This is a genomic window from Sphingomonas sp., assembly GCF_019746665.1.
In the GTDB taxonomy this organism is placed as follows: Bacteria; Pseudomonadota; Alphaproteobacteria; order Sphingomonadales; family Sphingomonadaceae; genus Sphingomonas.
Window position 1 is genome coordinate 174,173 of sequence record NZ_JAIERS010000006.1, and the last position, 26,842, is coordinate 201,014.

Annotated in this window: 26 protein-coding genes and 1 pseudogene; 13 read left to right on the plus strand and 14 right to left on the minus strand. The window is 68.8% G+C overall.

Features of this window, described 5'->3' with window-relative positions:
- The first annotated feature begins 17 nt into the window (after positions 1-17).
- The 4 genes from mnmG to K2X73_RS05865 are packed head-to-tail and all read left to right on the plus strand — an operon-like array spanning position 18 to position 4,136.
- On the plus strand, positions 18-1,856 hold the full coding sequence (gene mnmG / locus K2X73_RS05850; protein ID WP_294109194.1) for a tRNA uridine-5-carboxymethylaminomethyl(34) synthesis enzyme MnmG: 1,839 nt from the start codon (positions 18-20) through the stop codon (positions 1,854-1,856).
- Positions 1,853-2,461, plus strand: a complete 609-nt coding sequence (gene rsmG, locus K2X73_RS05855; protein WP_294109195.1) for a 16S rRNA (guanine(527)-N(7))-methyltransferase RsmG — start codon at positions 1,853-1,855, stop codon at positions 2,459-2,461. Before mnmG ends, rsmG begins: the two co-directional genes overlap by 4 nt.
- Entirely contained in the window at positions 2,458-3,243 is a 786-nt protein-coding gene (locus K2X73_RS05860; RefSeq protein WP_294109196.1) for a ParA family protein, read from the plus strand. The genes rsmG and K2X73_RS05860 overlap by 4 nt, the downstream gene beginning before the upstream one ends.
- 53 nt (positions 3,244-3,296) lie before the next feature.
- The gene (locus tag K2X73_RS05865; protein WP_294109197.1) at positions 3,297-4,136 is read left to right on the plus strand and encodes a ParB/RepB/Spo0J family partition protein; all 840 of its coding nucleotides are present in this window, start codon (positions 3,297-3,299) and stop codon (positions 4,134-4,136) included.
- Between the two features lie 52 nt (positions 4,137-4,188).
- On the opposite strand, the gene K2X73_RS05870 is transcribed toward K2X73_RS05865, so the two are convergent.
- From K2X73_RS05870 to K2X73_RS05895, 5 genes and pseudogenes are all read right to left on the minus strand, one after another.
- Positions 4,189-4,950: an SDR family NAD(P)-dependent oxidoreductase gene (locus K2X73_RS05870; protein ID WP_294109198.1), complete on the minus strand. Its 762-nt coding sequence runs from the start codon at positions 4,948-4,950 to the stop codon at positions 4,189-4,191.
- Positions 4,950-5,600 (minus strand): TetR/AcrR family transcriptional regulator, encoded by a 651-nt coding sequence (locus K2X73_RS05875; RefSeq protein ID WP_294109199.1) that lies wholly within the window; start codon positions 5,598-5,600, stop codon positions 4,950-4,952. The genes K2X73_RS05870 and K2X73_RS05875 overlap by 1 nt, the downstream gene beginning before the upstream one ends.
- 152 nt (positions 5,601-5,752) lie before the next feature.
- The gene (locus K2X73_RS05880; protein ID WP_294109200.1) at positions 5,753-6,520 is read right to left on the minus strand and encodes an SDR family oxidoreductase; all 768 of its coding nucleotides are present in this window, start codon (positions 6,518-6,520) and stop codon (positions 5,753-5,755) included.
- Between the two features lie 10 nt (positions 6,521-6,530).
- Positions 6,531-7,900, minus strand: a pseudogene (locus tag K2X73_RS15495) (MFS transporter).
- Positions 7,897-8,742 carry a VOC family protein gene (locus K2X73_RS05895; protein WP_294109202.1) on the minus strand — a complete coding sequence of 282 codons (846 nt, stop codon included), beginning with the start codon at positions 8,740-8,742 and terminating at the stop codon, positions 7,897-7,899. The pseudogene K2X73_RS15495 and the gene K2X73_RS05895 overlap by 4 nt, the downstream one beginning before the upstream one ends.
- Positions 8,743-8,843: 101 nt before the next feature.
- Here K2X73_RS05895 and K2X73_RS05900 point away from each other — a divergent pair, with 101 nt between their 5' ends.
- On the plus strand, positions 8,844-11,279 hold the full coding sequence (locus K2X73_RS05900; RefSeq protein WP_294109203.1) for a TonB-dependent receptor: 2,436 nt from the start codon (positions 8,844-8,846) through the stop codon (positions 11,277-11,279).
- Here K2X73_RS05900 and K2X73_RS05905 read toward each other — a convergent pair.
- A complete protein-coding gene (locus tag K2X73_RS05905; protein WP_294109205.1) occupies positions 11,249-11,863 on the minus strand; it encodes a TetR/AcrR family transcriptional regulator in 615 nt (204 codons plus the stop codon). The two genes, K2X73_RS05900 and K2X73_RS05905, sit on opposite strands and share 31 nt — an antisense overlap.
- A gap of 80 nt (positions 11,864-11,943) precedes the next feature.
- Between K2X73_RS05905 and K2X73_RS05910 the strand changes: the two genes are divergently transcribed.
- Together K2X73_RS05910 and K2X73_RS05915 are read left to right on the plus strand one after the other, a co-directional pair.
- On the plus strand, positions 11,944-12,993 hold the full coding sequence (locus tag K2X73_RS05910) for an NAD-dependent epimerase/dehydratase family protein (RefSeq protein ID WP_294109206.1): 1,050 nt from the start codon (positions 11,944-11,946) through the stop codon (positions 12,991-12,993).
- On the plus strand, positions 12,990-14,126 hold the full coding sequence (locus K2X73_RS05915) for an L-dopachrome tautomerase-related protein (RefSeq protein WP_294109207.1): 1,137 nt from the start codon (positions 12,990-12,992) through the stop codon (positions 14,124-14,126). The genes K2X73_RS05910 and K2X73_RS05915 overlap by 4 nt, the downstream gene beginning before the upstream one ends.
- A gap of 30 nt (positions 14,127-14,156) precedes the next feature.
- On the opposite strand, the gene K2X73_RS05920 is transcribed toward K2X73_RS05915, so the two are convergent.
- The 3 genes from K2X73_RS05920 to K2X73_RS05930 are packed head-to-tail and all read right to left on the minus strand — an operon-like array spanning position 14,157 to position 17,850.
- Positions 14,157-15,893: a heparinase II/III family protein gene (locus K2X73_RS05920; RefSeq protein ID WP_294109208.1), complete on the minus strand. Its 1,737-nt coding sequence runs from the start codon at positions 15,891-15,893 to the stop codon at positions 14,157-14,159.
- On the minus strand, positions 15,893-16,543 hold the full coding sequence (gene rpe, locus K2X73_RS05925; protein ID WP_294109209.1) for a ribulose-phosphate 3-epimerase: 651 nt from the start codon (positions 16,541-16,543) through the stop codon (positions 15,893-15,895). The genes K2X73_RS05920 and rpe overlap by 1 nt, the downstream gene beginning before the upstream one ends.
- Positions 16,544-16,587: 44 nt before the next feature.
- A complete protein-coding gene (locus tag K2X73_RS05930) occupies positions 16,588-17,850 on the minus strand; it encodes a transcription antitermination factor NusB (protein ID WP_294109210.1) in 1,263 nt (420 codons plus the stop codon).
- A 32-nt stretch (positions 17,851-17,882) separates the two neighbouring features.
- On the opposite strand from K2X73_RS05930, the gene K2X73_RS05935 reads away from it, so the two are divergent.
- Positions 17,883-18,041: a DUF1674 domain-containing protein gene (locus K2X73_RS05935; RefSeq protein WP_294109211.1), complete on the plus strand. Its 159-nt coding sequence runs from the start codon at positions 17,883-17,885 to the stop codon at positions 18,039-18,041.
- A 162-nt stretch (positions 18,042-18,203) separates the two neighbouring features.
- Here the strand turns inward: K2X73_RS05935 and K2X73_RS05940 are convergent, their stop codons facing one another.
- Together K2X73_RS05940 and tsaD are read right to left on the minus strand one after the other, a co-directional pair.
- Entirely contained in the window at positions 18,204-19,172 is a 969-nt protein-coding gene (locus K2X73_RS05940) for an NAD(P)H-dependent glycerol-3-phosphate dehydrogenase (RefSeq protein WP_294109213.1), read from the minus strand.
- Positions 19,169-20,203: a tRNA (adenosine(37)-N6)-threonylcarbamoyltransferase complex transferase subunit TsaD gene (tsaD, locus tag K2X73_RS05945; protein ID WP_294109214.1), complete on the minus strand. Its 1,035-nt coding sequence runs from the start codon at positions 20,201-20,203 to the stop codon at positions 19,169-19,171. Before tsaD ends, K2X73_RS05940 begins: the two co-directional genes overlap by 4 nt.
- 39 nt (positions 20,204-20,242) lie before the next feature.
- On the opposite strand from tsaD, the gene hemC reads away from it, so the two are divergent.
- The 3 genes from hemC to K2X73_RS05960 are packed head-to-tail and all read left to right on the plus strand — an operon-like array spanning position 20,243 to position 22,730.
- Positions 20,243-21,154, plus strand: a complete 912-nt coding sequence (gene hemC, locus K2X73_RS05950; protein WP_294109215.1) for a hydroxymethylbilane synthase — start codon at positions 20,243-20,245, stop codon at positions 21,152-21,154.
- Positions 21,151-21,825 (plus strand): uroporphyrinogen-III synthase, encoded by a 675-nt coding sequence (locus K2X73_RS05955; protein WP_294109216.1) that lies wholly within the window; start codon positions 21,151-21,153, stop codon positions 21,823-21,825. The genes hemC and K2X73_RS05955 overlap by 4 nt, the downstream gene beginning before the upstream one ends.
- Complete coding sequence (locus tag K2X73_RS05960; RefSeq protein ID WP_294109217.1) at positions 21,822-22,730, plus strand: hypothetical protein; 909 nt, start codon at positions 21,822-21,824, stop codon at positions 22,728-22,730. Before K2X73_RS05955 ends, K2X73_RS05960 begins: the two co-directional genes overlap by 4 nt.
- On the opposite strand, the gene K2X73_RS05965 is transcribed toward K2X73_RS05960, so the two are convergent.
- On the minus strand, positions 22,727-23,524 hold the full coding sequence (locus K2X73_RS05965) for a DUF72 domain-containing protein (protein WP_294109218.1): 798 nt from the start codon (positions 23,522-23,524) through the stop codon (positions 22,727-22,729). The two genes, K2X73_RS05960 and K2X73_RS05965, sit on opposite strands and share 4 nt — an antisense overlap.
- 76 nt (positions 23,525-23,600) lie before the next feature.
- Here K2X73_RS05965 and K2X73_RS05970 point away from each other — a divergent pair, with 76 nt between their 5' ends.
- Positions 23,601-24,536 carry a formylglycine-generating enzyme family protein gene (locus K2X73_RS05970; protein ID WP_294109220.1) on the plus strand — a complete coding sequence of 312 codons (936 nt, stop codon included), beginning with the start codon at positions 23,601-23,603 and terminating at the stop codon, positions 24,534-24,536.
- Here the strand turns inward: K2X73_RS05970 and K2X73_RS05975 are convergent.
- Positions 24,533-24,913 (minus strand): hypothetical protein, encoded by a 381-nt coding sequence (locus tag K2X73_RS05975; RefSeq protein WP_294109221.1) that lies wholly within the window; start codon positions 24,911-24,913, stop codon positions 24,533-24,535. The two genes, K2X73_RS05970 and K2X73_RS05975, sit on opposite strands and share 4 nt — an antisense overlap.
- Complete coding sequence (locus tag K2X73_RS05980) at positions 24,897-25,421, minus strand: sterol desaturase family protein (RefSeq protein WP_294109311.1); 525 nt, start codon at positions 25,419-25,421, stop codon at positions 24,897-24,899. Before K2X73_RS05980 ends, K2X73_RS05975 begins: the two co-directional genes overlap by 17 nt.
- A gap of 108 nt (positions 25,422-25,529) precedes the next feature.
- On the opposite strand from K2X73_RS05980, the gene sucC reads away from it, so the two are divergent.
- Complete coding sequence (sucC, locus tag K2X73_RS05985; protein WP_294109222.1) at positions 25,530-26,729, plus strand: ADP-forming succinate--CoA ligase subunit beta; 1,200 nt, start codon at positions 25,530-25,532, stop codon at positions 26,727-26,729.
- Positions 26,730-26,842 lie beyond the last annotated feature (113 nt).

The following is a 26,842-nucleotide window of genomic DNA, read 5'->3' on the forward strand; positions in this document are numbered from 1 at the left end:
GGGTGTAGCGGCGGCCCATGCAGTTCGATGTGATCGTGATCGGCGGCGGCCACGCCGGCACCGAGGCGGCAGCCGCCGCCGCGCGCCGGGGCGCGCGGGTGGCGCTGGTCAGCTTCGACGCCAGCAAGATTGGCGCGATGTCGTGCAACCCGGCGATTGGCGGGCTCGGCAAAGGTCATCTGGTGCGCGAAGTCGATGCGTTCGACGGCCTGATCGCGCGCGCGACCGACGCGGCCGGCATCCATTACCGGATGCTCAATCGCAGCAAGGGCACAGCGGTGCAGGGGCCACGTGTCCAAGCCGACCGCAAACTTTACGCCGCCGCGATCCAGGCGATGCTCGCCGCGCAGCCGGGCTTGACCGTCGTCGGGGGCGAGGCGGATGCGCTGGTGCTGGACCAGGGCCGGCTGCGTGGCGTTACGCTCGCCGATGGCCGGGCGTTGCAGGCGTGCGCGGTGGTGCTGGCGACGGGCACATTTCTGGGCGGCCGCATCTTCCGGGGCGAGGAACGCGGCGAAGGCGGACGCATCGGCGAACGCGCGGCGACCCGCCTCGGGGTTCAGTTGCGCGCGCTGGATCTGCCCATGTCGCGGCTCAAGACTGGCACGCCGCCACGGCTCGACGGCCGGACGATCGACTGGGCGCGGCTTGCCGAGCAGCGTTCGGACGAAGAGCTCTGGACCATGTCCCCCGCCACCCCTGGCCGCACCCTGCCCCAGCTGTTCTGCGCGGTGACGCGGACCAACCCGCGCACGCACGCGATCATTCGCGATGGCCTCGATCGCTCGCCGCTGTTTACCGGGGCGATCGACGCGGCGGGTCCGCGCTATTGCCCCTCGATCGAAGACAAGATCCACCGCTTCGGCGACCGTGACGGCCACCAGATATTCCTCGAACCCGAGGGGCTGGATGATCCGCTGATCTATCCCAACGGCATTTCCACCTCGCTGCCGGTCGATGTCCAGGCTGCGATGATCGCCTCGATCGAGGGCCTGGAGCGCGCGGTGATCGCTCAGCCCGGTTATGCCGTGGAATATGACCATATCGATCCTCGCGCGCTGGCGCAGACGCTGGAACTACGCGCGCTGCCGGGGCTGTTCTGCGCGGGGCAGATCAACGGCACCACCGGCTATGAGGAAGCCGCCGCCCAGGGGTTGGTCGCCGGGTTGAACGCCGCCGCGCACGCGCTTGATCTTGCGCCCGCCGAACTCGATCGCGCCTCCAGTTATCTGGGCGTGATGATCGATGATCTCGTGTTGCACGGGGTCACCGAACCCTATCGGATGCTCACCGCTCGCGCCGAATTTCGCCTCAGCCTTCGGGCGGACAATGCCGAAAGTCGGCTTGGCCCGATCGCGGAGGCGCTCGGCTGCCTCAGCGATGCGCGCCGCGCTCGTTATGCGCGGCGGCAGGCAGATCGTTCGGCGCTGCGCGCTGAGCTGGAAGCGCCGGTTTCAGCCGCGGCGCTGCAAGCGCGCGGGGCCGATGTCGCGCTTGATGCGGGGCGGCAGAGCGCCTGGACTTGGCTTCGCTTTCCGGGGGTGACGATCGAGCAGGTCGCGCCCGGTCTCGCCGCTCGCGCGCCGGCTGAGGTAGTTGCTGAACTGATCGAGGACGCGCGCTATGCGCCCTATCTCGAGCGTCAGGCGGCGGAGGTCGCGACGTTGCGGCGCGAGGAATCCCTGCGCTTGCCGGCAACGCTCGACTACGCCGCTATCCCAGGTTTGTCGGCCGAAATGATCGAGAAGCTGAGCAAAGCCGCCCCTGCGACGCTGGCAGCGGCTGGGCGGATACGCGGCATTACGCCAGCCGCGCTCTCGGCGATTTTGCTTCATGCAAAGAAGCGGGCGGCATGACCGAGGAAGAGGCACAAGGGTGGTTCAGAGAGCGGTATGTTTCACGTGAAACAGCCTGTTTTCGGTTCGCCCAGATGGTCGCTGCCGAGCAGCACCATCAGAATCTCGTATCCCCCTCCAGCCTGCCGCTGATCTGGTCGCGTCATATCGTCGATTCGGCACAGCTCCTCGATCACGCGCCCGATGACGGGCTGTGGGTGGACATCGGCAGCGGCGCGGGGTTCCCGGGAATGATCGTCGCGCTGCTCAGTGATCGTCCCGTGGTGCTGATCGAGCCGCGTCGCAAACGTGCCGAGTTTCTGCGGTGCGCGGTTGTCGAACTCGGCCTGGACTCGCGCGTCAGCGTGCACGCCGCCAAGGCTGAGACGGTGGAGTTGAAGGCGGCCGTCATCTCCGCGCGTGCGGTCGCGCCCTTGCCCGAACTGCTCGCGGTTGCCGCTCCATTATCCACAGCAAATACACGGCTCATCCTGCCAAAGGGCCGTTCCGCGCGCGAAGAGGTGGCGGCGGCGCGCCGCTCGTGGCATGGTGTGTTTCACGTGGAACCGAGCATCACCGATGCCGACTCGCTGATCATCATAGCCAGGGGCGTGAAGCGCCGATGACGTGCATCACTATTGCCAATCAAAAAGGCGGCGTGGGCAAGACGACCACCGCGATCAACCTCGGCACCGCGCTCGCCGCGACCGGCAAACGCGCGCTGATTATCGATCTCGATCCGCAGGGCAATGCGTCCACGGGCCTTGGCATTGGCCGGGCGCAGCGGGAGCTTTCCTCCTATGATCTGCTGGTTGGCGACGCGGAGCTTGCCGATACCGCGCTCGCGACCAAAGTGCCGCGCCTCGATATCGTACCGGCCACCGTTGATCTGTCCGGTGCTGAAATCGAGTTGGTCGAGTTCGAGGACCGCACCCACCGCTTGGCTCGTGCGGTCGAAGCCGGGCGGGCGCGCTGGGACGTGATCCTGATCGATTGTCCGCCCTCGCTCGGATTGCTGACGATCAACGCCATGGTCTCGGCCGATTCGCTCTTGGTGCCGCTGCAGTGCGAATTCTTCGCGCTCGAAGGATTGAGCCAGTTGCTCACCACGGTGGAACGTATCCGCAGCCGCTTCAATCCGGGGCTTGGGATCATCGGTGTCGCGCTTACTATGTATGATCGCCGCAATCGGCTGACTGATCAGGTGTCGGATGATGTGCGCGCGGTGTTGGGCAAGGTCGTGTTCGACACCGTTATCCCGCGAAATGTCCGTTTGTCCGAGGCGCCGAGCCACGGACTGCCGGCACTGATTTACGACCACCGTTGCCCCGGCTCCGAAGCCTATATCGCGCTGGCACGCGAACTGTTGCAGCGCCTGCCCGAGCCCAACACCAAGGCCGCCGCATGACCGAAACCGTTCGTAAGCCTCGCCCCGGTCTCGGCCGGGGATTATCCGCGCTGATGGGTGAAGTTTCACGTGAAACACCCGTTGCCCCGGGGAATGACGCGCCTGGCACGCCGCAGGGCGTGCGGATGCTGCCGGTGAGCGCGCTCAGCCCGCATCCGGGCCAGCCGCGTCGTCATTTCGACGAAGCAGCATTGGAGGAACTCGCCCAGTCGATCGCGGCGCGCGGCGTCATTCAGCCAATCGTCGTCCGGCCGCAGGGCCGGGGCTATCAGATCGTCGCCGGCGAGCGCCGCTGGCGCGCGGCGCAACGGGCTCATTTGCATGAAGTTCCTGTAATCGTTCGTGAATTCAGCGATGCCGAAACGCTGGAGATCGCGCTGGTCGAAAATATCCAGCGCCAGGATCTGAACGCGATTGAAGAAGCCGAGGCCTATGCCCGGCTCCTCGCTGATTTCGGCCATAGCCAGGAGGCGCTCGCCAAGCTGGTCAACAAATCACGCAGCCACATCGCGAACCTGATGCGGCTGCTCGATTTGCCGGCGTCGGTGCAGGCTCAGGTGGTGGCGGGCGCGCTCACGATGGGCCATGCCCGCGCGCTGATTGGTGCGCCCGATGCCGAGGCGCTGGCGGCGCAGGTGATCGCCAAGGGGCTGTCGGTGCGCGAAACCGAAAAGCTCGCGCGTGCCGCCAAGCCCGGACGCGGCGTGGCCGAGCGTGGCGAGCCTGTGGCGCGTGACGCGGATCTAATCGCGCTGGAAAGCCAGCTCGCCGATGCGTTGGGCCTGCGGGTCCGGATCGACCATGGCGCGGGCGGCGGTCGACTGTCCCTCGATTATTCGACGCTCGATCAGCTCGATATGCTCTGCCAGCGCCTGACCGGGGAGCGGCTTTAAAACGAAGCCGAAGCGACGGTCGGTAAAGCGGTGGTAAACACGGTCCACATGCTCAAGCGGTCAGGCCGCCATCGACAGGGATGGCGGTGCCGGTGATGAAAGCCGCGGCATCGCTCGCCAGATAGGCGACCAGCGCGGCGACCTCATTTGGCAAGGCATAGCGGCCAAGCGGGATGTTGCGGACAAAGACGGCTTTACCCGCCGCCGGATCACCCGGCGCGACATGCTCCTCCGCCTGGCGCATCATTTCGGTTTCGGTCGGCGAGGGGCAGATGGCATTCACGCGGATGCGGTAGCGTGCGAAATCCTTCGCGGCGGATCGCGTCAGTCCGATGACGGCATGCTTGCTCGCGCTATAGGCGCACAGCGAAGGACTGCCCCCGAGCCCGGAAATCGACGAGGTGTTGATGATCGCGCCGCCCGTTGCTCGCATCGCGCGGCCGCCATGCTTCAACCCCAAAAACACGCCCTTCAGATTGACTGCGATCACGCGGTCGAATTCGTCCGCGTCGTAAGACATGATCGACGCGATCGGCCCGGCGATGCCGGCGTTGTTGAACAGCAGCGCGAGCTGGCCCAGCGACGCCGCCAGCTCGATGGCGTGCCGCCAATCCGCCTCGCGGGTTACGTCGCCCGCGAACGGCGTCACCCCCGGAAGCGCGCTCACCCGCTCGAACGAGGCATCGGGCAGGTCAAATGCGACGACGATCACACCCTTCTGGGATAGCAATTCGGCGGTGGCATAGCCGATGCCCCGGGCCGCGCCCGTGATGAGCGCGACGCGTCCGGCGAGCCCTTGATCGTCGTTCACCATCAATCGCCGCCCTCGCTCGTTCGGTCGGCGATTTGGCGGAGCGCCGCCAGGATCATCTCGACGACCATGTTCTCCACTTCGTCCAGGTCGCCGCCGACCCGGATCAGATGATCGCCGGCGGCACTGGTGAGACCCATAAGCAGGTCCGACACGGTATCAGCGCGCGCCGCCGACAGTCCGAATTCGCGTTCGACCGCGCGCCCGAAGAAGTTGACGGTCGCCTGCCGCCCTTCGCCTTCAACCGAGCGCACCGCCTCCGCGGCGAGCGGTTCGCCGAGCAGACGCTGGATCAGTGCGCCGCGTGTCGCGACATGGTCGAGATAGGCGCGCGTCGTCGTCCGGATCAGATTTTCGAAATCATGCGCCTGATCCGCCGCGGCGCGCGCCTTTGCCCGGAACGAGCGATATTCGCGGACCAGCAATTCCGACAGGAGCAGCGTCTTGCTCGGGAAATAGTTATAGACCAGTGCTTTGGAGACGCCGGCGGCGCGGCCGACTCCTTCCATACTGACCGCCGACAACCCCTCCTCCAGCACGATCCGCGCCGCTTGATCGAGAATGAGATCGCGCCGAACCCGCGGATCGAGCCGTCGACGATGACCGGCGCGAGACCCCGTCGCATGATCGGGCCGTGGATCCGCGTCACTCACGTCGAACAGCTCCCTATGGCGAACGCTTCTGCTGAAATTGTCTGTCCCCCGGCCGGGCGTGCCTCTGGCTTGTCGATCCGCGGCTGTTGCGTAGCGGATCGGGTGGAGGCGCGGCAAGCGCGTGCTCTCCCTGCCAGGTTGGCTCCGGCGCATCAGAAGTTGACGGTACGAATCATGCCCCCGTCGATCCGCAAGGACGCGCCGGTGATGTAGCCGGCGGCGGGACTCGCCAGGAAAGCGACCGCGCGGGCGACGTCCTCCGGCGCCCCCATCCGGCCCAGCGCGGAGACGCCCGCGGCGCGTTCGAACCGCGCCGGCGACCGCTGGCGGACGCCGTCCCACCAGCCGCCTTCGAAGAAGATCGGGCCGGGCGCGACGAGGTTGACGCGGACGCCGGCAGGGCCATGCACCGTCGCCATCTGCCCCGCGAAAGACGTCAACGCCGCCTTCATCGCGCCATAGGCGACTTCATAGGGCGGTAGCTGGGTGAGCACGGCGGCGACCGAGGAAATGAACACGACGCTGCCTGCGCCGCTCGCCACGAGCAGCGGCAGCGCGGCGTCGAACGCGGCGACGTGCTGTTCCAAGTCCGCTTCAAAGGTCTCGCGCCACCAGTTCGGTGACGCAGGATCGACCCGGGTCGAAACATTGCTGACCAGAATGTCGACACCGCCGAGTTCGGCCCCGGCCTCGCTCACCCATCCGCCGAGCGCCCCCGATTCACGCACATCGACGGCGGTTGCGACCACACGGGTGCCGAGCGCGCGAAGGCTTGTCGCTGTTTCCTCGAGCCCGTGCCGCCCACGCGCGCAGATCGCGAGGTCGACGCCTTCGCCGGCGAGCGTCGCGGCGATCGCGCGGCCGATACCCCGGCTCGCGCCGGTAACGAGCGCCCGCTTGCCCTTGAGTGCGAGGTCCATATTGGCTCCTTCAGAATTGGGTCGCGCGCTCGGTCACCATGCTGGCGCCGAGTCCGGCGCGGCGATCGAGATGGCGCCGGATGCGGCCGTGCCGCTCCGCAGTGAGCGGGTAGCGCCAGATGAGCCAGGCGCAGACCGCGAGCAGCGCGGTTGGCAGCACCGCGTAGAACAGCCGCAACCACCAAAGCTGGTCCGGCCCACGGAGCGCGCCGCCCGCCGCCTGATAGCCGACCAGGCCAAGCAGGTTCAGTGACAGGAACTGACCCAGCGCCTGGCCGATATTCACGATCACCCCCATCGCGGCGAAGAACACGCCCTGGCCCCGCTCGCGGCTCATCACGGTATCGAGATCGGCGGTATCGGCGACCAACGCCGCCGGCAGGAGCTCGAGCGCGCCGAAACACGAACCCTTGAGGACAAAGAGCAGCGTGAACAGTCCCACCTGCCCATGCGGCACGAAGAACAGAGCGCCGTTGGTGACGACGGTGACGACCAACGCCACCCCCAGCGCGCGGTGCTTGCCGAGCCTTGCCCCGAGCAGCGCCACAGCGGCACCGCGCACAGCCCGGCGACGAAGTAATAGACATAGACCGCGCCGACATTGCTCGCGCCGATCGCGTCGCGGGCGAAGAACAGGGTGATCGTCTGGCGAAAGGTTTCGGCGGTGTAGCCGAGCAGGAGCACGAGCAGCACCCGGCGGAACGGTCCGTTGCGCGCCATCGCCCGAACCCCCGGCCAAAGCGCCACGCGCGGCTCGTCCGCCACGGTCGCGGGTTCGGGAACGACGGCGAAGACGAGGATCGCCGCGAGCGGCATCAGCACCAGGCTCGACAGGCTGAGCGCATGGAGCACGTCCGCACCCGTCGCCCCCTTGCGCGCCAGCACGAGCGCGGGAATCAGCGTCGAGATGACGAGGCCGAGGATCGAAAAGGTCTGCCGTGTCGCCGCGATCCGCGTGCGCCCGTCATAATCGGTGCTCAGCTCGCCGCCCCAGGCATAATAAGGCAACCGCGTCATGGTGAAGCCCAGATACATGACGGCGAGCCAGAGGAGGAAAAAGCCGAAACTCGCTTGCGGCCCAGGATTGAACAGGTTCCACAAGCCGATGAGCAGCGTGCTGACGCCAATCGGCAACCACACGCGGCGTCGGCCAATCCGCGGCCGCCAGCGATCGCTGAGCGTGCCGATGATCGGATCGGTGATCATGTCGGCGAACCGCGCGAGCAGCATCGCGGTGCCCAGCGCCGCGAGCGGCAGGCCGATTTCGCCGGCATAGAAAGGGGCGAGGTAGATCGACAGCGGCAAGCCGATCGTCGACAGCGGCAGCGCGAGCGCGCCGTAAGCAAGGTTCTGCCAGCGCGTCGGGTGCGTGGCACTCATGACGCAGCCCGCGCGGCAGCGACCCGGGCGAGCACGTCACGCCCGGAGAGCGCGCTGACGCCGCGATCGCGCGCCGCGGCGGCGAGCTCGATCAGGACGATGGCATTGCCGGCGGGATCGCGGAGCATGGCCTGGCGTCCATCGCGCCCCTCGCTTCGGGCGCTGCATTCACGGCCCCGAAGCGCGGCATCAAGGTCGTCGGTCTCGATGCCGATATGGGCGTACCAGCGGGCGCTCTCCACCACCGGCGCCGGCGGCGCGTCGTATCGCCAGAATTCGAGCGCGAACCCGCCCGCTCGCACCCACCAGACCGCAACCTCGACCCCTTTCAACCCGGCGACCGTGTCGATTCGACGATTGTCGCGGAACCGGCCGCCCGCAATCAGCTCTCCGCCGAGAAAGTCGGCATAGTAGCCCGCGAGCCGCTCCGCATCGGGCGAGACCAGCGCGACATGGCCGAACCACACTGCCGGCGAGTCGGGCAGGAACGGCGCGGTTTCCACCTCGAACAACCGTCCCGAGGCATCGTGGCCATAGGCGTAGCGGAAGCCGGTGCCGAGCGCGGTCGGCGGGGAGAGAAAGGTCGCGTCCGCCTGCTCGAGCGCCGAGACAAGCTGGTCACCGGCGCGCGCCTGAACGCAGAGATGGGCGATGCCCGCCGCGTTCACCGGGCGCCGCCCCACCATCGCCGTTTGCGGCTGGCCCGCGAGGTACAGGTTCGGCCCGCGTGCGAGCGTCCAGGCCTCGCCGCCCAGGTCGAGCGTTTCGACGGGTTCCAGCGGCACGGCGTCGGCCCACGGCGCGATCGATCCCACGAGGCACAGATGATGGAGTTCGAGCATGACCACCGCCGCCTTTGTTGACGGCTGATACAATAAGCCTTGACCGCGATCCACGTCCAGAGTCATTATTGACGGATCATACAATAAGAGAAAAGGCGGCCATGAGGGGACTTGGGTTCGCGCTAGGTGCGTCGCTGCTCGCGCTGGCGACACAGGCCAATGCGCAGGCAACGGACGCGCGGCCACGTGACGGGGCGGCGCAAACGCGCGAAGCACCGCCGGAGCCGGATGCGGCGCCGGCCGATATCGTCGTCACCGCGCAAAAACGCTCCGAATCGCTGCAGCGCGTCCCGATCGCGGTCAGCGCCTTCAGCGGTGACACCATCCAGCGCAAAGCCATCGACGACGCGGTCGACCTATCCTTCTCGGTCCCCAATCTCACCGTCACCGATGTCGGCAACGCCAGCCTGCGCGGCGTCGGCAACCTCGCCATTTCATCGACCGCGGAGGGTGGCCTCGCCTATCATGTAAACGGCGCGTATCTCGGCAATCCCGGGGCGGAGACCGAATATTACGACCTCGAACGGATCGAGGTGCTGCGCGGCCCGCAAGGCACGCTTTATGGCCGGAATTCCACCGCGGGGGTGATCAACATCATCACCGCCAAGCCGACGGCCGAGCTGGGCGGCTACGTGACTGGCTCCTACGGCAATTACAACAACAAGAAGCTGCAAGGCGCGATCAACCTGCCGATCACGAACGGCTTGGGCGTGCGGATCGCCGGTCTCTACCTCGATCGCGACGGCTATTCGCGCAATCTCTATACCGGGCGCGCGATCGACGATCGCCATATTTACGGCGTTCGCGGCACGCTCCGCGCCCAGGTCGCGGATACCACCGCCACGTTGGTCGTCAGCTATTTCAACGAAGATGACAGCCGCGCCAATGTGATGAAGGGGCTCTGTACCAAGGATCGCACCTTCGGCTGCTCGGCGCTGTCGGCAGGCTTCCAAACGCCCGACACGCGCTCGACCTTGTTCAACACGCTCGGCGCCATCACCGGCACGCTTACACCGGGCGCGGACTATTTCGCGACCGCCGTCAACCCGACCGACCTGCGCACGGTCAACCAGGATATCGAGCCGCGCTACTTCGTTCGAGAGTGGAATGCGTCGCTCGAACTCGCGCATGAGTTCGGCAAGCTGACCGTCACATCGCTCACCGGCTATCAGAACATCAAGCGCAACATCCTGAACGACTTCGATCGCTTCGCGCCCGCGGCTGGCGTCACCCTGTTGCGTCCGGTCACCTTCGACGCGCTCGCCGATGGCAACCGCCTGACGACGACCCAGATCACCAGCGCGCGGCGCGATGTGAGCGATGCCGAGCAATGGTTCCAGGAGGGGCGGCTCCAGTCGCACTTCGCCGGCCCGTTCAATTTCCTGCTCGGCGCGAACTATTATCATTACGAGACCAATGTGCTGGTCTCGATCACGCATCCGACGCTTGCCGCCTTTGCCCAGCTGCGCGGCTGGCCGACCCTTTCCGAGGCGTACACGGTCGACACGCGGCCATCGACGACCGAATCCTGGGGCGTTTTCGGCGAAGCCTATCTCAACCTCGCCGCCCGCACGCGATTGACGCTCGGCGTGCGCTACTCGCACGATTCGAAGTCGATCCTCACGCGCCAGATCCTGCTGACGGGGACCATTCCCCCCTACACCAGCGGCAGCAACAGCTGGGGTGTCGTCACCGGCCGCGCGGTGCTCGACCATCGCTTCAGCGACCGCGTTCTAGGCTATGTGTCGCTATCGCGTGGCTACAAGGCGGGCGGGCTCAACCCCGGCGGCCCCGCCGACGGGCTGACCTTTCGGCCGGAATATCTGAACGCGGCCGAGCTCGGCATCAAGGCATCGACCCGCGACAACAGCGCGACCCTGAACCTGGCGGCCTTTTATTACGACTATTCGGGTTTGCAGATCGGCCAGGTCGGCCAAACCTCGGCGATCACCGTCAACGCCGACGCGCGGATCTGGGGCGTGGAGGCCGAGGCGGTGCTGCGGCCGACCAGCCGGCTGCGCTTCGACGCGTCCTTCTCCTATCTCGACACGCGTATTAACCGCTTCCAGTCGGGCGACCAGGGCGATCCTAGCGCGATCGCCCCCGGCGCGGTGATCGTGCGCGGCGCGAACGGCGCGCCGCTGCTCGCTTCCGACGGGACGATCATCAAGGACTTGGCGGGCAACCAGCTGCCCTTCTCGCCAACCACGAAGATCGCGGTCGGTATCGAATATCAGCTGCCGCTTGGCGGCGGTTACACGCTGACCCCCCGCGCCGATCACTACCAGCAGGGCCGCTTCTTCGGCACCGCGTTCAACAAGCCGGTCGAGGATTTCCCGGGATATAGCCAGACCAATCTGCAACTGACATTCGGCGTGCCGGGGGGCCGGTGGCAGATCAAGGGCTATGCCAAGAACCTGTTCGATAATGCCGACATCACCCGCATGACCCAGGACGGCCCCCAGGTCGGGCGGTTTCGTGGTGTCGTCCTGCTCGAACCGCGCACCTATGGCGCCGAGGCGACGATCCGGTTCTGATCACCGGCGGGGCTGGCCCGCGGCATGTCCGGGGCAAGCAGGCGACTGATGAGCATCCTCAGATCGCGCTCCAGCCGCGTGTCATCGGCCGCGTTGGCGACGCCGATCGCGGCGGCGCAGAGGAGATGGGCGAGATCGTCGGCGTCCGCGATGCCGGCCGTGCGTAACACGGCGCCGATACGCGCCGCCATGCGGGCCTCCAGTTCGTTGAACAGATCATCGACCAGCCTGCCCTTCGCCGCGAACAGATCGCCGGCTTCCGGGAAGCGCCGGACGGTCGTGAAGACGGCGCGGTGCTTGGCGATCAACGCGCCGCTCACCCGGGAAATCACATCACCCTCGGCATCGAGCGCGGCGTCGAACAATGTGGTCAGCCGCTCGATCAACCGCCGCGCGACGGCGACGAACGCCGCCTCCTTGTCCGGGAAATAGCGGTACAGCGTTACTTTGGAGACGCCGGCGACCCGCGCGATCGCTTCCATCGACGCGCCGCGAAAGCCGTTCTGCTGGAAAACATGTTCGGCGGCGTCGATCAGCCGGTCGCGCCGGACCTGGCGAAGCAGGGATAAGGGTTCAGACGACATCATGCGCGGACTTGTTTGACTTGACCAAAACAGAACGAAATTGCATATTGTCGTTCACTTTGTCCAGTAGAGAGATCCATATGAACCCCGGCAGCCGATCGATTTTGGTGAGCGGTGCCAACGGCTTTATCGCCGCCCATGCGGTCGAACGGCTGCTGGCGCGCGGCGATTCGGTAATCGGCACGGTGCGCAATCCCGATGACCCCAAGCACGGTTTCCTGCGGGCGCTCCCGGGTGCCGAACGGCTTTCGCTGTCGCCGGCCGACCTGCTGGACGCGCAGTCCTTCCTCGCGCCGGCGAGCCAGGCCGATGCGGTGTTACACATGGCCAGCCCCTATGTGATGACGGTGCGCGATCCGCAGCGCGACCTAGTCGATCCGGCGGTGCAAGGCACGCTGGCGGTGCTTGAGGCGGCCGCGAAAAGCCCGCGCGTCAAGCGCGTTGTCCTCACCTCGTCGATGGCCGCGGTCACCGATGAACCGCCCACGGATCGCGCGCTTACCGAAGGCGATTGGAACACGCGATCGACGCTCCGCCGAAATCCCTATTATCTGTCGAAGACGCTCGCCGAGCGCGCGGCGTGGGATTTCATGGCGCAGGCCAAGCCGGGGTTCGATCTGGTCGTCATCAATCCCTTTCTCGTAGTCGGCCCCGCCCACACCGCGGCGATCAACACCTCGAACCAGATCTTCGTCGACCTGCTGGCGGGAACCTATCCGGTGATCATGGCGCTCGACTGGGGCTTCGTCGACGTGCGCGACGTGGCGGACGCGCATCTGCTGGCGCTGGATAACGACCAGGCCAGCGGCCGCTATCTGTGCGCGGCGGCGAATATGAACATGGCGGAGGTCGTGCGGCTGGTGCGCGCGGCGGGCTATCGCGGCAAATTGCCGAGCCTGGAACTGACGGGCGCGATCGGCACATCGCTGATGCGCCTGGCGAGCTATGCGCAGCCCCAGGGCGTCGGCAGCTATCTGCGCAGCCATCTCGGCCGCGTGCCGCGCGTCGACACCGCCAAGATCAGGCGCGAACTCAGCATGGCGTTCCGGCCGGTCGAGCAGAGCATTCGCGATACGCTCGCCGATTTGGCGCGTTGGGGGCATATTCGGGGCGCGGAACAAGCCAAGTGAGCAAGTGGCTCACCCGCCTCGGTATCGCCGCGCTTTTGCTGGCCGTCGCCTTGCTGGCGACGCTCTACACGCTCTTTGGGGGTGGCAAGCCCTATCCAGACCTTTCGGGCCCCCCGCGCCTGCCGGATGGAACGATGATCGCCGCCGTCGTCTCGCCACGACCGATGGGCAATGTCGCCGTGTCGCGGCGGGGTCGCATCTTCTACACCATCCACCCGGAATCGAAACCGCCTTATCCCAAGCTTTACGAATGGAAAAACGGCAAACCGGTGGCCTGGCCCGCGGGCACCGACCAGCGGCGCCTGTTCGAGACTCCGCTTGGCATCCGCATCGATAGTCGTAACCGCCTGTGGATCATCGATCCCGCCAACCACGGCACTGGACAGGCGCGGCTGATCGCGTTTGATGTCGACAGCGGGCGCGAGGTCCATCGGTTCGATTTTCCCGGCGCCGTCGCGCCGCTGGGGTCGTTCCTGCAGGACATGTCGATCAGCCCCGATGGCCGCTGGGTGTACATCGCCGATGTCGGTTTCTGGGCGAAGCGGCCCGCGATCGTGGTGTATGATACCCAGGCCCGCACCGCGCGGCGGGTGCTGAGCCGCGATGCCAGCGTCTATCCCCAGAACATCCTGATCCACAATCAGATCAAGCCGATGCGCTTCCTGGGTGGCCTGCTCGAAATGAAGACGGGGGTGGACGGCATAGCGGCGTCGCGCGACGGCAAGTGGGTCTATTATGCCGCGATGAACCATGACACGCTGTATCGGGTGCCAGCGGCCGCGCTACAGAATCCGGCGCTTGGCGACGATGCCATCAGGCGGCAGGTGCGGGCGGTGGGCCGCAAGCCGCTCAACGACGGGATTACGACCGACGACGCCGGGAACATCTTCCTGACCGATATCGAGCATCAGGCGGTGCTGCGGATGACGCCGGCGGGCAAGCTCTCGACAGTCATCAAGGACAAGCGCATCCGCTGGGCCGATGGCCTGTCCTGGGGGCCGGACGGCTGGCTCTATCTGGCGGACAGCGCTATCCCCCATATCATCCTAGAAAATGCCGAGCACCACGCCGCGAACGCGCCTTATTATGTCTGGCGGTTCAAGCCGGGATCGAGCGCGCCCGCGGGGCAATGAGCGGCGCGGGTCGCGCGTGACGGCGCGACGTCACCGCGCCCGTTTCAATACCCAGCTTACGCTCGCGCCGCCTGCCGGAGCGCTGCCGCTCACTACCAGCTGGTGCGTGGGATGTGGGCGACCGTTGGCGTCGACCCACAGGCTTTCCTCGACCGAAAGCGCGGCGCCCCGGCAGCGAAATTGCCAAAGCCCGCCGCCCGGCAGCCGCAACAGCGCCGCGAGCCCGTCGCTGGTCGGCGAAATTTCCACCTGCGGCGCCAGGTGAAAGCGCAGCGCGAAGGCGGTCGACGCGCCTTTGGTCCGGCGCCCAACCGGCAGCAGCATATCCTCGCCGCGTAGTTCCTTGCCATCGGCGGTCAGCACCAATTGCCGGCGGTGGCGAAAGCCGAAGCGGCGGGCATAGCCATCATGGCTGGCCTCGATCCGGCTCGCCTGATCGGTTTCCTGGCGGCTGAGCTCGACCTCGCTCACCCCCTTGCCGAGCGTGCCGTCGGTGTGGATAGCGGTCGAGTTGCTGTCGCCCACGACCAGCGTCGAATGCGCAGCGGTCGTCCGCAGCCCCTCGGCGAGCGCGGCGGGCACCTTGGCGATCACCTGCCGCGCACCACCGCAATTGACGATCAGCCGCTGTCCGCCGTCCGACAGTTCGAAGGCGAGGGTCGAGGCGCAGCCGCCCTGCGCGAGCCGCGCGACCGGAGGCGGGGCGGCGTCGATCACCAGCACCGTCTGCCCCGCGGCGAGCCGCTGATAGCCCCAGTCGCGCGCCTGCTTCAGCGGGCGGGTACGCACGCCCGAGGCGGCGATCACCGCCTGCACCTGCTCGGCGGAAATCGGGCCGGCGCCTTGCCAGCTGGCAAGCGCGCCGTCGCCCATCGTCAGCCCCAGCAGCGCGGGGACGAGCCTGGCCAGATGCTCGCCAATGAAGGGCGGCGGATCGAGCCGGCGCGCGGCATAGCCTTCGCGCAGCATCGCGAGCAGCGCGATGATCTCAAGCTGGGCGAGCGGCGCGCGCTGGGCACAGCCACCATCGGGATAGATCGCCGCGGTCAGCGCGCGCAGAAGCCCGGCTTCGCCGCCCTTCTGCCGGGCCTCGCCACCCGCGATCAGCAGCCCCGCCATCGTCACCCCGCACCAGGCGGCGACCCGCGCGACGCCGGGCGGTGCCTTGTCGGCGGTGCGATCGAGATGCCGCGCGCCCCGCGCCAGCGCGAGCAGCACGCGCGACCGATAGGCGAGATCGGCGCTCGACAGGATCAGCGGCGCGTGCGCGGCCCAGAACAATGTTCGCCGGCCAAGCAGCTCGGGCGCCCAAGCGGGCTCGCTCACCCGATCGGCATGGGCGGCGAGCCAGGCCTGCATCAGTCGCTCGGCGATTGGCGCACCCTGCGCACGGGTCGCGACAGTCGAGAGATCGCGCAGCCAGGCGAAGCTGTGGAGATGATCGGCGAAGCGCGGCGAGAAGCGCGGTTTCGCCAGATCGAGCGCGTCCAGCGCGACGCTCTCGCCATAAAGTTCCAGCCGCCCCTCGGTCAGCGCCTTGCCCCTCGCGACATCGCCCAGCACCGGATCGTCCGGCACCGCGACCAGCTTCAGCGGCTGCTTGCCCGCGAGCCGCAGCCCGTGGAGCGGGGTGCGCCAGGTGAGCCGCGCGAGCCGTTCGGACAGGCGCTCGGCGAGCGACAGCCCCTTGTCACCCCCCAGCCGGACGAGGCGCTTGCCCTGCTCGATCGTGTCGGCGATTGTCTCGCGCGGGTCGCGGTCGGCCACTATCCCCTCAACGCGCTGATATTGGCTGCATAATGCGCTGGGCCGCCCTTGAAGACGGCGGTGCCGGCGACGAGCGCGTCGGCGCCCGCGTTGATGCAGGCGCGGGCGGTGGCGGCGTCGACCCCGCCATCGACCTCAAGGTCGATCGGCTTGCCGAGCGCGTCGATCGATTTGCGGATCGCGGCGATCTTGCGCAGCTGCGAGCTGATGAACGCCTGGCCGCCAAAGCCCGGGTTCACGCTCATCACTAGCACCAGATCGACTTCCTCCAGCACATAATCGAGCATCTTGGCGGGCGTTGCCGGGTTGAGCGAGACGCCGGCGCGCTTGCCGAGCGCCTTGATCCGCTGGAGCGTGCGGTGGAGGTGGGGGCCAGCCTCGGGGTGGACGGTGATCGTGTCGGCGCCGGCCTCCGCGAACGCCTCCAGATAGGGATCGACCGGCGCGATCATCAGATGCACGTCGAATGGCTTGGCGGTGTGCGGGCGCAGCGCCTTCACCACCGCCGGGCCGATGGTGAGGTTGGGCACGAAATGCCCGTCCATCACATCGACATGGATCCAGTCGGCGCCGGCCGTGTCGATCGCGCGGACTTCCTCGCCCAATTTGGCGAAATCGGCGGAGAGGATCGAGGGAGCGATGCGGACCATGCGCGCGCCCATAGCACGGCGCCAAGCCCCCGCAAGTTGCGGCTTTATCCCAGCCGCCGGAGCGGGGCGATGAAGAAGCCGTCGCACCCGCCTTGCTCGAGCAAGGTGCCTGGCGCGGTGCGGACCGGGGCATGGGCGGCGATGCCGGCGGGCAGCGCGGTCGGATCGACGGGTGCGAGCACGTAATCAGGGCGGGCGGCGAGGAAGGCGGCAATTTGCCCCTCGCCCTCCTCGGGTTCGAGCGAACAGGTGGCATAGACCAGCAGCCCGCCGGGCTTCACCCAATCCGCCGCGCGCGCGAGCAGCCGCGTCTGAAGCGCGGCCAGTTCGGTAATCTGCGGCGGGCGGACGCGGTGGAGCACGTCGGGATGGCGGCGGAAAATGCCGGTCGCGCTGCACGGTGCGTCGAGCAGCACCGCGTCGAATGGGGCGTCGGGCACCCAGTCCAGCGCGTCGGCGGTGATGATCCCGGCGGTGAGGCCGGTGCGGGCGAGGTTTTCGGAAAGTCGCGCGAGGCGACTTTGGCTGATGTCGAGCGCGGTCACCGCCCAACCGGCGGCGGCGAGCTGGAGCGTCTTGCCTCCGGGCGCCGCGCACAGATCGAGCGCGCGGCCGGCGCCTTGCCCGATCAGCCGCGCGGGCAGCGAGGCGGCGATGTCCTGCACCCACCAGCGCCCCTCGCCATAGCCCTCGATATCGGGGACGCTGGCGCGCGGCAGGCGCAGATGCCCGGGCATCAGGCTGGTGCCGCCGAGCCGCGTGGCGAGCGCTTCGGTCTCTTCCGGATCGGCGAGCGTCAGGTCGAGCGCGGGGGGCGCGGCGAGCATCACCCCCGCCGCCGCCACGGCGTCAGCGCCCCAGGCCGCCTCCCAGCGCGCGGCGACCGCTCCGGGAACGCGCGCCGCCTCGGGCAGAGACACGCCCCGCCGGCTGAGCGTGCCGAACACGCCGTGGACAAGCCGCTTGGGGCCGCCCTCGACCAGTGGCAGCACCGTCGCGATCGCGGCGTGATCGGGAGTGCCGAGCACCAGCTTTTGCGCGAGCGCGAGGCGCAGCACCATCCGCGCCTTGGCGTCGTCGGGCAGCGGGCGCGCGGTCGCCGAGTCGATCAGCGCGTCGAGATCGCCCAGCCGGCGGAGGACGGCGGCGGCGAGGGCGTGGACCAGACCGCGATCATCGGCCCGTCTCAACCCCTGCGCGGCAGCGTGAAGCGCGCTTTCGAGCGGCTGGCCGCGCCGCAGGACAGCGTCGAGCAGCCGCAGCGCCGCGCGGCGTGCGGGAACGCCCTCTTGTTCCTCTGCGCTCAAGCTTCCATGTCCTTCCTCCAAAGGAGGAGCCCATGGGCCAACGCCCCAGCCATGTGAAGCCGCCCGCCTATCTTTCGCCGAGCAAGCCCGTGCCCAAGCCGGCCCCGGCCAAGCCGGCTGAAGATCCGCTAGGGATGGACCCGACGCGCTATGGCGATTGGGAATTGAAGGGCGTGGCGGTGGATTTTTGAGGGGATCGCGCGGCATCCACCTCAGCGACATTCGCTAATTGCTCGTCACCCCGGGCTTGACCCGGGGTCCCGCTGCCTAGCGACGGAAGAAGAAGCGGGGCCCCGGGTCAAGCCCGGGGCGACGTCGCTCTTAGGGGGTGGGGTAGCGCTAGGAGCGAGGCCCTACTCCTCCCGCAGCGGCCGGCTGAGCAGCGCTTCGATCACCGCATCGACGCTCGCCCCTTCCAGCAGCGCGCAAACCGCGTCGACCACCGGCATCTCCACGCCCACTGCCTGCGCCGCCTTTCGCAGCACTGGCGCCGTCGCCGCGCCTTCCGCGACGGTGTTGCGATCGCCGAGCAGCGCGGCCGCCGCGCGCCCCTCGCCCAGCCCGACCCCCAGCGCGAAGTTACGCGACTGGGTCGAGCCGCAGGTGAGCACAAGGTCGCCCAGCCCGGACAGGCCGGTGAGCGTCTCCAGCCGCCCCCCGCGCGCCAGGCCGAAGCGCACCATCTCCGCGAAGCCGCGCGCGATCGTCGCCGCGCGGGCATTCTCGCCCAGGTCGGCGCCCGCCACTACCCCGCAGGCGATGGCGAGCACATTCTTCACCGCGCCGCCGATTTCGGCGCCGATCACGTCGCTCGAGCCATAAAGCCGCAACGCGCCCCCCGCGAGCCGCGCGACCAGCGCCGCGCGCAGATCGGGGTCGGCGCAGGCGAGCGTCAGCGCGGTCGGCTTGCCCGCCGCCACCTCGCGCGCGAAGCTGGGGCCGGAGAGCACGGCGAGCGGCGCGGCGGGGTGGAGCTCGGCCGCGACCTCGCTCATCAGTTGGGCGCTGCCCGCCTCGATCCCCTTGGCGCACAGGATCAGCGGGCGCGCGCCCACCGGCGCCGCGCGCAGCACCGCGCGGACGAACTGCGCGGGCACCACGACGAGCAGCGCCCCGCAATCCGTGAGCGCCGACAGATCACCCGTCGCCTGGATCGCGGGCGAGAGCGGCACCCCGGGCAGGAACGGACCATTTTCATGCGTGTCGTTGATCGCGGCGACGACCTCGGCCTCGCGCGCCCATAGCAACGTCTCGCCCTGGCGCGCGATCACCTGCGCCAGCGCGGTGCCCCAGGCGCCGGCGCCGATGACCCCGAGCTTCACGCCTTCACTCCCGCGCCGCGCACCGCTTCCGCGCCGGGATCGAGCGGCCAGCGAGCGCGCGCGGGCGTGTCGAGCGGATCGGTGAGTCCGGCGGCGAAGCGCTCGGCGCCTGCCCAGGCGATCATCGCGGCGTTATCGGTACACAGCCACAAGGGCGGCGCGACGAAGCGCAGGCCGTGCCCGGTGGCGAGATCGGTGAGCGCCCCGCGCACCGCCTGGTTCGCCGCGACTCCGCCCGCGACCACCAAGGCCGTGGCCCCCGGCGCCGCGCCGATCGCGCGCGCGGTCCGGTCGATCAGGCACTCGACCACCGCCGCCTGAAAGCTCGCCGCCAGATCCTCCGCCGACACCCCGCCCGCGTCCCATGCGCGCGCGACCGCGCTTTTGAGGCCGGCGAAGGAGAAATGTGGCTCGGCCGCGCCTTTCAACGGGCGTGGCAGCGGCACCGCGCGCGGATCACCCAGCGCCGCCGCGCGCTCGACCGCGGGGCCGCCGGGAAAACCGAGGCCCAGAATCTTGGCGGTCTTGTCGAACGCCTCGCCCGCCGCATCGTCGATCGTCGTCGCCAGCCGGCGATAGGCGCCAACGCCTTCCACCAGCAGCAGCTGGCAATGCCCGCCCGAGACGAGCAGCAGCAGATAGGGAAAGGCCAACTCCGGGTCGGCCAGCCGGGGGCTGAGCGCATGGCCTTCAAGGTGATTGACCGCGATCAGCGGTTTGCCCGCCGCGTGGGCGAGCGCCTTCCCGGTGACGAGCCCGACCATCACGCCGCCAATGAGTCCCGGCCCCGCGGTCGCGGCGATCGCATCGACCTCGGCCAGCGTCACGCCCGCTTGCGCCAGCGCGGCTTCGACCAGCGGGGTAAGTATCTCGACATGCGCGCGCGCGGCGATTTCGGGGACGACGCCGCCAAAGGGGGCGTGAGCCTCCTCCTGCCCCGCGAGCTTGTGCGCCAGCACTTCGCGCGCGCTGGAGACGAGCGCGGCGGCGGTTTCGTCGCACGAGGATTCAAGGCCAAGGATCAGGGCCATCCCTTCCCTCTAGCGGCCGGGCGCGCTAGCACAAGCGCAATGACCCTGCTTCGCCTCGGCACACGCGGCTCGCCGCTTGCCCTCACCCAGGCCGACATGACCCGCGCCGCGCTGTGCCAGGCGCATGGCTGGACGCCCGACGCGATCGAGATCGTCGTCATCAAGACCACCGGCGACAAGGTGCAGGACCGCGCGCTCGCCGAGATCGGCGGCAAGGCGCTGTGGACCAAGGAGCTCGACCGGGCGCTGTTGAGCGGCGAGATCGACTGCGCGGTCCATTCGATGAAGGATGTCGAGACGATCCGTCCGGGCGAGATCGCGATCGCCGGGATGCTGCCGCGCGCCGATGTCCGCGATCGGCTGATCGGGGCGGACTCCATCGAGGCGCTGAAGCCGGGCGCGGTGATCGGCACCAGCTCGCCCCGGCGGTCGGCCCAGCTGCGCGCGCTGCGGCCGGATCTGGCCATCACGCTGCTGCGCGGCAATGTCGATACCCGCCTGGCGCGGGTGGCGGAGGGGGCGATCGACGCGACCCTGCTCGCCGCCGCCGGGCTCGATCGGCTGGGGCGCGGCGCGGTGGGTGCGGCGATCGCGGTGGAGACGATGCTGCCGGCGCCGTCGCAAGGCGCGGTCGGGATCGAATGCCGGGCCGAGGATGCGCGCGTGCGCCCCTTGATCGCCGCGATCGCCGATGCGCCGACCGTGGCGTGCGTGTCGGCCGAGCGCGCGCTGCTCGCCGCGCTCAACGCCGATTGCCACTCGCCGATGGCGGCGCTCGCGGTGCCGGAGGGGGATACGCTGCGGCTGCGCGCGGCGCTCTATGCCGCCGATGGCAGCGACAGCGTGATCGGCGAGGCGCACGGTATCCCGGGGGATTTCTCCTGGACCGCCGCGCTCGCCGCCGATCTGCTCGCCCGCGCGCCCTCGGCGGTGCGCGCGCTGTTCGGGTGAGAGTCGCGGTCCTCCGCCCCGAGCCGGGCAATGCCGATACCTGCGCGCGCCTGACCGTCCTGGGCCATGACCCGATCGCGCTGCCGCTGTTCGCGGTGGCGCCGATCGCCTGGACGCCGCCCGGGGGCGACTATGACGGACTGCTGCTCACCAGCGCCAACGCGCCGCGCCATGCCGGGCCGAGGCTCGCGCGATACGCCACGCTTCCCGTGCTCGCCGTCGGGGCGGCGACGGCGGCGGCGGCGCGGGCGGCGGGGCTGGCAGTGGCGCGCGTCGGCACCGGCGATGCCGCCGCGTTGCTCGCCGAGCCGCACGGCTGTTCGCGGCTGCTGCATCTGGGCGGGGAGGCGACGACGGTTGCCGTCGGCGGGCCGGTCGCCGCCTCGGTGCCGATCTATGCCAACAGCCCCTGCGAGGTAGCCCCCGCGCGGATTTTGGCACTCGCCGGGGCGCTGGTGCTGCTCCACGCACCTAGCGCGGCGCGCCGCTTCGCGGAACTCGCCGATCAGGCCGGGCTCGATCGCCGGCAGGTGGCGCTCGCGGCGCTCAGCCCCGCGATCGCCGGTGCCGCCGGCGCGGGCTGGGCCGAGCTTCGCGTCGCGGCGGCCCCCAACGAGCCCGCATTGCTGCGATTGACCGCGCCCGCCTGCCCGCCGATAAGCGAAGCATGATCGAGCCGCCGCCCGAAAGCCTGAAGCGACGCTCGCGCGCGGCGCTGTGGATCGCGCTGCTGGCGTTCGTGATCGGCACCGCGGTGACTTTGGTGTTCGTCAAATATTACGCCCGCTATCTGCCGAGCGCGATGCAGCCCGAGGCCGCCGCCGTCGCGCCCGCGCCGAGCGGCTTCGTTCCCCCACCCGAACGCGGCTTGACCGCGCCGAGCCCGGATAGCGACGCGCTCACCGCGCGCCAGGCGAATCTCGCCGCCGAGCTGGCGACGCTGGAGGCGCGCGCGGGTGCGGTCGATCGCGAGGCACTGGCGGCCGCTTCCAATGCCGGGCGCGCCGAAAGCCTGTTGCTCGCCTTCGCGGCGCGCCGGGCGATCGATCGCGGGGTCGGGCTCGGGCTGCTGGAGCAGGGGTTGCGCGAGCGGTTCGCCGCCAGCCAGCCGCGCGCGGTCGCGGTGGTGCTCGGCACCGCGCGCACGCCGGTGACGCTGGAGGATTTGCGGCTGGGGCTCGAGACGCTGGCGCCCGAGCTGACCAGCGGGGTGCGCGATCTAGGGGTGATGGCGGCGATCCAGCGCGAGATCGCCGGGCTGATCGTGATCCGCCGCGCCGGCTCGCCCTCGCCGCGCCCGGTCGATCGCATGGCGCGGGCGCGGCGCGCGCTCGATGCCGGGCAGGTCGAGGTCGCGCTGGCCGAGGTCCGCCGCCTGCCGGGCGCGGCGCGCGCGACGAGCTGGATCGCGGCGGCCCAGCGCTATGTCAGCGCGCATCAGGCGCTCGATCAGCTCGAACTGGCGGCGCTGAGTACGCCGGTGATGCCGGTTCAGCTCGCCGCGCCGATCGCCGCTGCGCCAACGACTCCCGCCCCGGCGCAACCCGCGCCCGCCGCTCCGGCGCCGACCCGTTAAACGCCCAGTCGCGCGCGCAGGGCGAGCGCGACCGCCGGTGCCTTGGGCTTGTGGCCGTTGATCGCGAAGATGAAGGTTTCGCGCGGGCTCACCGGGGCTGGGTCCGGCGCCGCATAGGGCAGGCCCACGGGGCTCTCGCCGCGCGCCCAGCCCCGCGCCGCCTCGGCCCAGCGATCGAGTTCGGCGGGGTCATAGCCCGCTTCCGCTTCCGCCCGCGCGTTCTCCAGCCGGGCATAGACGAAATCGCCCGAAACATCGGCGATCGCCGGGTATTCGGCCGAATCGGCGAAGACGATCCCCACCCCCGCCGCGCGGCACAGCGCGACGAATTCGGGCACCGCGAAGCTCGCATGGCGCACCTGCACCGCATGGCGCAGCGGCGCCCCCGCGTGCGTGCGCGGCAACAGCGCGAGGAAGGCGCCGAAATCGTCCGCGTCGAACGCTTTGGTCGCCATGAACTGCCACAGGATCGGCCCCAGCTTGTCACCCAGCTCGACGATCCCCTGCCCCACGAACCGCTCCACCGACTCGCCCGCCTCGGCGAGCACCTTGCGGTTGGTGCAGAAGCGAGAGGCCTTGAGCGTGTAGACGAACCCATCGGGCGCCACCTTCGCCCAATTCGCGAAGGTCGTCGGTGTCTGGCTGCGATAATAGGTCGCGTTCACCTCGATCGCGCTCATCGCCCGCGTCGCGTGATGCTGTTCCTGCTTCTTGGGCAGGTCGGCGGGGTAGAAAGTCTCGCGCCAGGGCTCGTAGCTCCAGCCGCCAATGCCGATGCGAATCGCGCTGCTCATGCGCGGCAGGCTAGGCTGGGGCGGGCGGCTTGTCTCGCCGCTTGGCCGGGCCTAGCCTCGGCGCGAGGGGAAGGCGATGCGGGCGCGATGGATGCTGGCCTTGGTGCTGCTCGGGGCTTGCGCGCCGCGCGACGAGGTGTGCGTCGCGCCCGAAAAGCTCGCCACGCAAAGCCAGGGCGGCCTGCGCTGGGTGTCCGGGGGCAGCTATCGGCTGGGCGGCCCGGCGTTGCGCGGCGAGGAGGGGCCGGAGCGCGTCGTGACGCTTCCCGGCTTCTGGATCGGGCAAACCGAGGTGACCAACGCCCAGTTCGCGCGCTTCGTCGCGGCGACCGGCTACAAGACGCTCGCCGAACGCGCGCCCGATCCGCGCGACTATCCCGGCGTGCCGGCGGCGCGGCTGGTGCCCTCGTCGCTGGTGTTCGTCGGGCTCGCGGAGGGCGGCCCCTGGCAGGTGATGCCGGGCGCCGATTGGCGCCATCCCGAGGGGCCGGGATCGAGCTTATCCGGGCGGATGCAGCTGCCGGTCGTGCATATCGGCCAGGCCGATGCGCTCGCTTATGCGCGCTGGGCCGGCGGCGATTTGCCGAGCGAGGATGAATGGGAAGTCGCGGCGCGGGGCGGTCTGGTCCATGCCCGCTACAGCTGGGGCGACGCGGCGCCGGGCGGCGAGGGCGGGCTTAAGCCCCGCGCCAATGTCTGGCAGGGCGCCTTCCCGGTCGAGGACAAGGGCGGCGACGGCTATCGCGCGCGCGTGGCGCCGGTCGCCTGCTTTCCGCCCAATGGCTATGGGCTGTACGACATGGCGGGCAATGTGTGGGAATGGACCCGCTCGCCGATCCCCGAAGCGATGCGGGCCGGGGCGGACCGGGGCGCGCATCTGATCAAGGGCGGTTCCTACCTGTGCGCCGACAATTATTGCTACCGCTACCGCCCCGCCGCCCGCTCGGCCGGGCCGGCGGATGGCGGCGCGTCGCATATCGGCTTTCGGATCGTGAAGCAGGCTGGGCGCTAGAGGCAGCCCGCCTCCTCCACCGTGGCGCTTGCCGTGGCCAGCCGACCGCCGTGCGCGGTCCAAGTCACCTCAATCCCCTCGCTGCAGGGTAGGGACTCGATCAATCGTCGCGCGACGCCGGGCTGCTCAATGACGAAGCGATTGTACGCCAGCCATTGGCGAAGTTCGGTTTCCGGTGTGCCGGGCGGGAAATGCGCGCGAAACCGCGCCGACGGCTGTTTCCAATGCGCGTCGCTTAGCAACGCCGGACGTCCTGCGCCGGTGAGGATGGCGATCGCGAATAAAACCCCCCGTAAATTCGCGAGGACCAAACCGGCCAAGGCGATCAGGATGATGCCTATCGGCAGGACAAACTTTCGCCTAAGCCAGCTCGTCACGCGCCTCCGCCCGCTCCCTCGGCGCGCGCACCCCGGCCCGGTCGCGCGCCTTGAGTTGCGCCTTCAGCACTTCGGGCTTGGGCGCGATCAGGAAGCCGAAGCTTACGGTGCCTTGCTTGGTCTCGACCACGTGGTGCAGCCGGTGCGCCTGGACGATCCGCTTCATATAGGCCGAGCGCGCGACATAGCGGTTGGGCCAGCGCTGATGGACGATGATGTCATGAAAGCCGAGATAGATCGCGCCATAGGCGGCGATGCCGGCGCCGACCCAGGTCGCCCAGGCCCCCCAGGCGCCGCTCGTGCCCATCACCAGCAGCGTGATCGAAGGCGCGGCGAAGATCACGAAATACAGGTCGTTCAGCTCCCAAAAGCCAGTGCGCGGGGCATGGTGGCTCTTGTGCAGGAACCAGCCGGGGCCGTGCATGATCCAGCGATGCGCGACATAGGCCCAGCCCTCCATCAGCGCGACGGTTAGCAGGAACAACAAGATGCCAAGGCCGATCGACATGCCCCCGATATAGGCGCTGCGTCCGCGCTTGGCGAGCATCTGGATTCATCCGTCCCGCTGTGCTTATGGAGGGCGGCATTCCTCAGTTTCGAAAAAGGTGCGGCGCGCATGAACATCCACGAATACCAGGCCAAGGAACTGCTCGCGAAGTTCGGCGCGCCGGTGCCGGCGGGCTATGCCGCGATGAGCGTCGAGGAAGCCGTTGCCGCCGCCAGCAAGCTGCCCGGGCCGCTTTACGTGGTGAAGGCGCAGATCCATGCCGGCGGGCGCGGCAAGGGCAAGTTCAAGGAACTCCCCGCCGAGGCCAAGGGCGGCGTGCGCCTGGCGAAGACGCTCGACGAGGTGCGCGCGCACGCCACCGAAATGCTCGGCAACACCCTCGTCACCGTCCAGACCGGCGAGCATGGCAAGCAGGTCAACCGGCTCTACGTGACCGATGGGGTGGACATCGCCAAGGAATTCTACCTGGCGCTACTGGTCAACCGCGCGAGCGGGCGCATCGCGATGGTCGCCTCGACCGAGGGCGGCGTCGACATCGAGACGGTGGCGCACGAGACTCCCGAAAAGATCACCACGATCGACATCGATCCCGCGACGGGCTTCATGCCCCATCATGGCCGCGCGGTGGCGGCGGCGCTGGCGCTGACCGGCGATCTGGCGAAGCAGGCCGCCTCGGTCGCGTCGAAGCTCTACGCCGCCTTCCTCGGCACCGATGCCAGCCAGATCGAGATCAACCCGCTCGCGGTGACCGAACAGGGCCAGCTGGTGGTGCTCGACGCCAAGGTGAATTTCGATTCGAACGCGATGTTCCGCCACAAGGATCTGGCCGAGCTGCGCGACGAAACCGAGGAAGACCCTATGGAGCTGGAGGCGAGCAAGTACGATCTCGCTTATATCAAGCTTGATGGCGATATCGGCTGCATGGTCAACGGCGCCGGCCTCGCGATGGCGACGATGGACATCATCAAGCTCAACGGCATGTTCCCGGCGAACTTCCTCGACGTCGGCGGCGGCGCGAGCAAGGAAAAGGTGACGGCGGCGTTCAAGATCATCCTCAGCGATCCGGCGGTGAAAGGCATTCTCGTCAACATCTTCGGCGGCATCATGCGTTGCGACATCATCGCCGAAGGGATCGTCGCGGCGGCGAAGGAAGTGAATTTGCAGGTGCCGCTGGTGGTGCGGCTCGAAGGCACCAATGTCGCGCAGGGCAAGGAAATTCTCGCCAATTCGGGCCTGGCGATCGTGCCCGCCAACGACCTAGGCGACGCCGCGCAAAAGATCGTCGCGGAGGTGAAGAAGGCGGCGTGAGCCGTTTGTCCTTCTCCCCCCATGGGGGAGAAGGATACGCAGCCTTGGACCGGCTTCAGCCGGGCCTAGGCGAAGTTGGATGAGGGCGCGGTCCCACGGATCGCGCCGACCCC

Coding starts and splice junctions, on each gene's coding strand:
- mnmG (WP_294109194.1), top strand. CDS start 18: ATGCAGTTCGATGTGATCGTGATCGGCGGCGGCCACGCCGGCACCGAG.
- rsmG (WP_294109195.1), top strand. CDS start 1,853: ATGACCGAGGAAGAGGCACAAGGGTGGTTCAGAGAGCGGTATGTTTCA.
- K2X73_RS05860 (WP_294109196.1), top strand. CDS start 2,458: ATGACGTGCATCACTATTGCCAATCAAAAAGGCGGCGTGGGCAAGACG.
- K2X73_RS05865 (WP_294109197.1), top strand. CDS start 3,297: ATGGGTGAAGTTTCACGTGAAACACCCGTTGCCCCGGGGAATGACGCG.
- K2X73_RS05870 (WP_294109198.1), bottom strand. CDS start 4,950: ATGGTGAACGACGATCAAGGGCTCGCCGGACGCGTCGCGCTCATCACG.
- K2X73_RS05880 (WP_294109200.1), bottom strand. CDS start 6,520: ATGGACCTCGCACTCAAGGGCAAGCGGGCGCTCGTTACCGGCGCGAGC.
- K2X73_RS05895 (WP_294109202.1), bottom strand. CDS start 8,742: ATGCTCGAACTCCATCATCTGTGCCTCGTGGGATCGATCGCGCCGTGG.
- K2X73_RS05900 (WP_294109203.1), top strand. CDS start 8,844: ATGAGGGGACTTGGGTTCGCGCTAGGTGCGTCGCTGCTCGCGCTGGCG.
- K2X73_RS05905 (WP_294109205.1), bottom strand. CDS start 11,863: ATGTCGTCTGAACCCTTATCCCTGCTTCGCCAGGTCCGGCGCGACCGG.
- K2X73_RS05910 (WP_294109206.1), top strand. CDS start 11,944: ATGAACCCCGGCAGCCGATCGATTTTGGTGAGCGGTGCCAACGGCTTT.
- rpe (WP_294109209.1), bottom strand. CDS start 16,543: ATGGTCCGCATCGCTCCCTCGATCCTCTCCGCCGATTTCGCCAAATTG.
- K2X73_RS05935 (WP_294109211.1), top strand. CDS start 17,883: ATGGGCCAACGCCCCAGCCATGTGAAGCCGCCCGCCTATCTTTCGCCG.
- tsaD (WP_294109214.1), bottom strand. CDS start 20,203: ATGGCCCTGATCCTTGGCCTTGAATCCTCGTGCGACGAAACCGCCGCC.
- hemC (WP_294109215.1), top strand. CDS start 20,243: ATGACCCTGCTTCGCCTCGGCACACGCGGCTCGCCGCTTGCCCTCACC.
- K2X73_RS05960 (WP_294109217.1), top strand. CDS start 21,822: ATGATCGAGCCGCCGCCCGAAAGCCTGAAGCGACGCTCGCGCGCGGCG.
- K2X73_RS05965 (WP_294109218.1), bottom strand. CDS start 23,524: ATGAGCAGCGCGATTCGCATCGGCATTGGCGGCTGGAGCTACGAGCCC.
- K2X73_RS05970 (WP_294109220.1), top strand. CDS start 23,601: ATGCGGGCGCGATGGATGCTGGCCTTGGTGCTGCTCGGGGCTTGCGCG.
- K2X73_RS05980 (WP_294109311.1), bottom strand. CDS start 25,421: ATGTCGATCGGCCTTGGCATCTTGTTGTTCCTGCTAACCGTCGCGCTG.
- sucC (WP_294109222.1), top strand. CDS start 25,530: ATGAACATCCACGAATACCAGGCCAAGGAACTGCTCGCGAAGTTCGGC.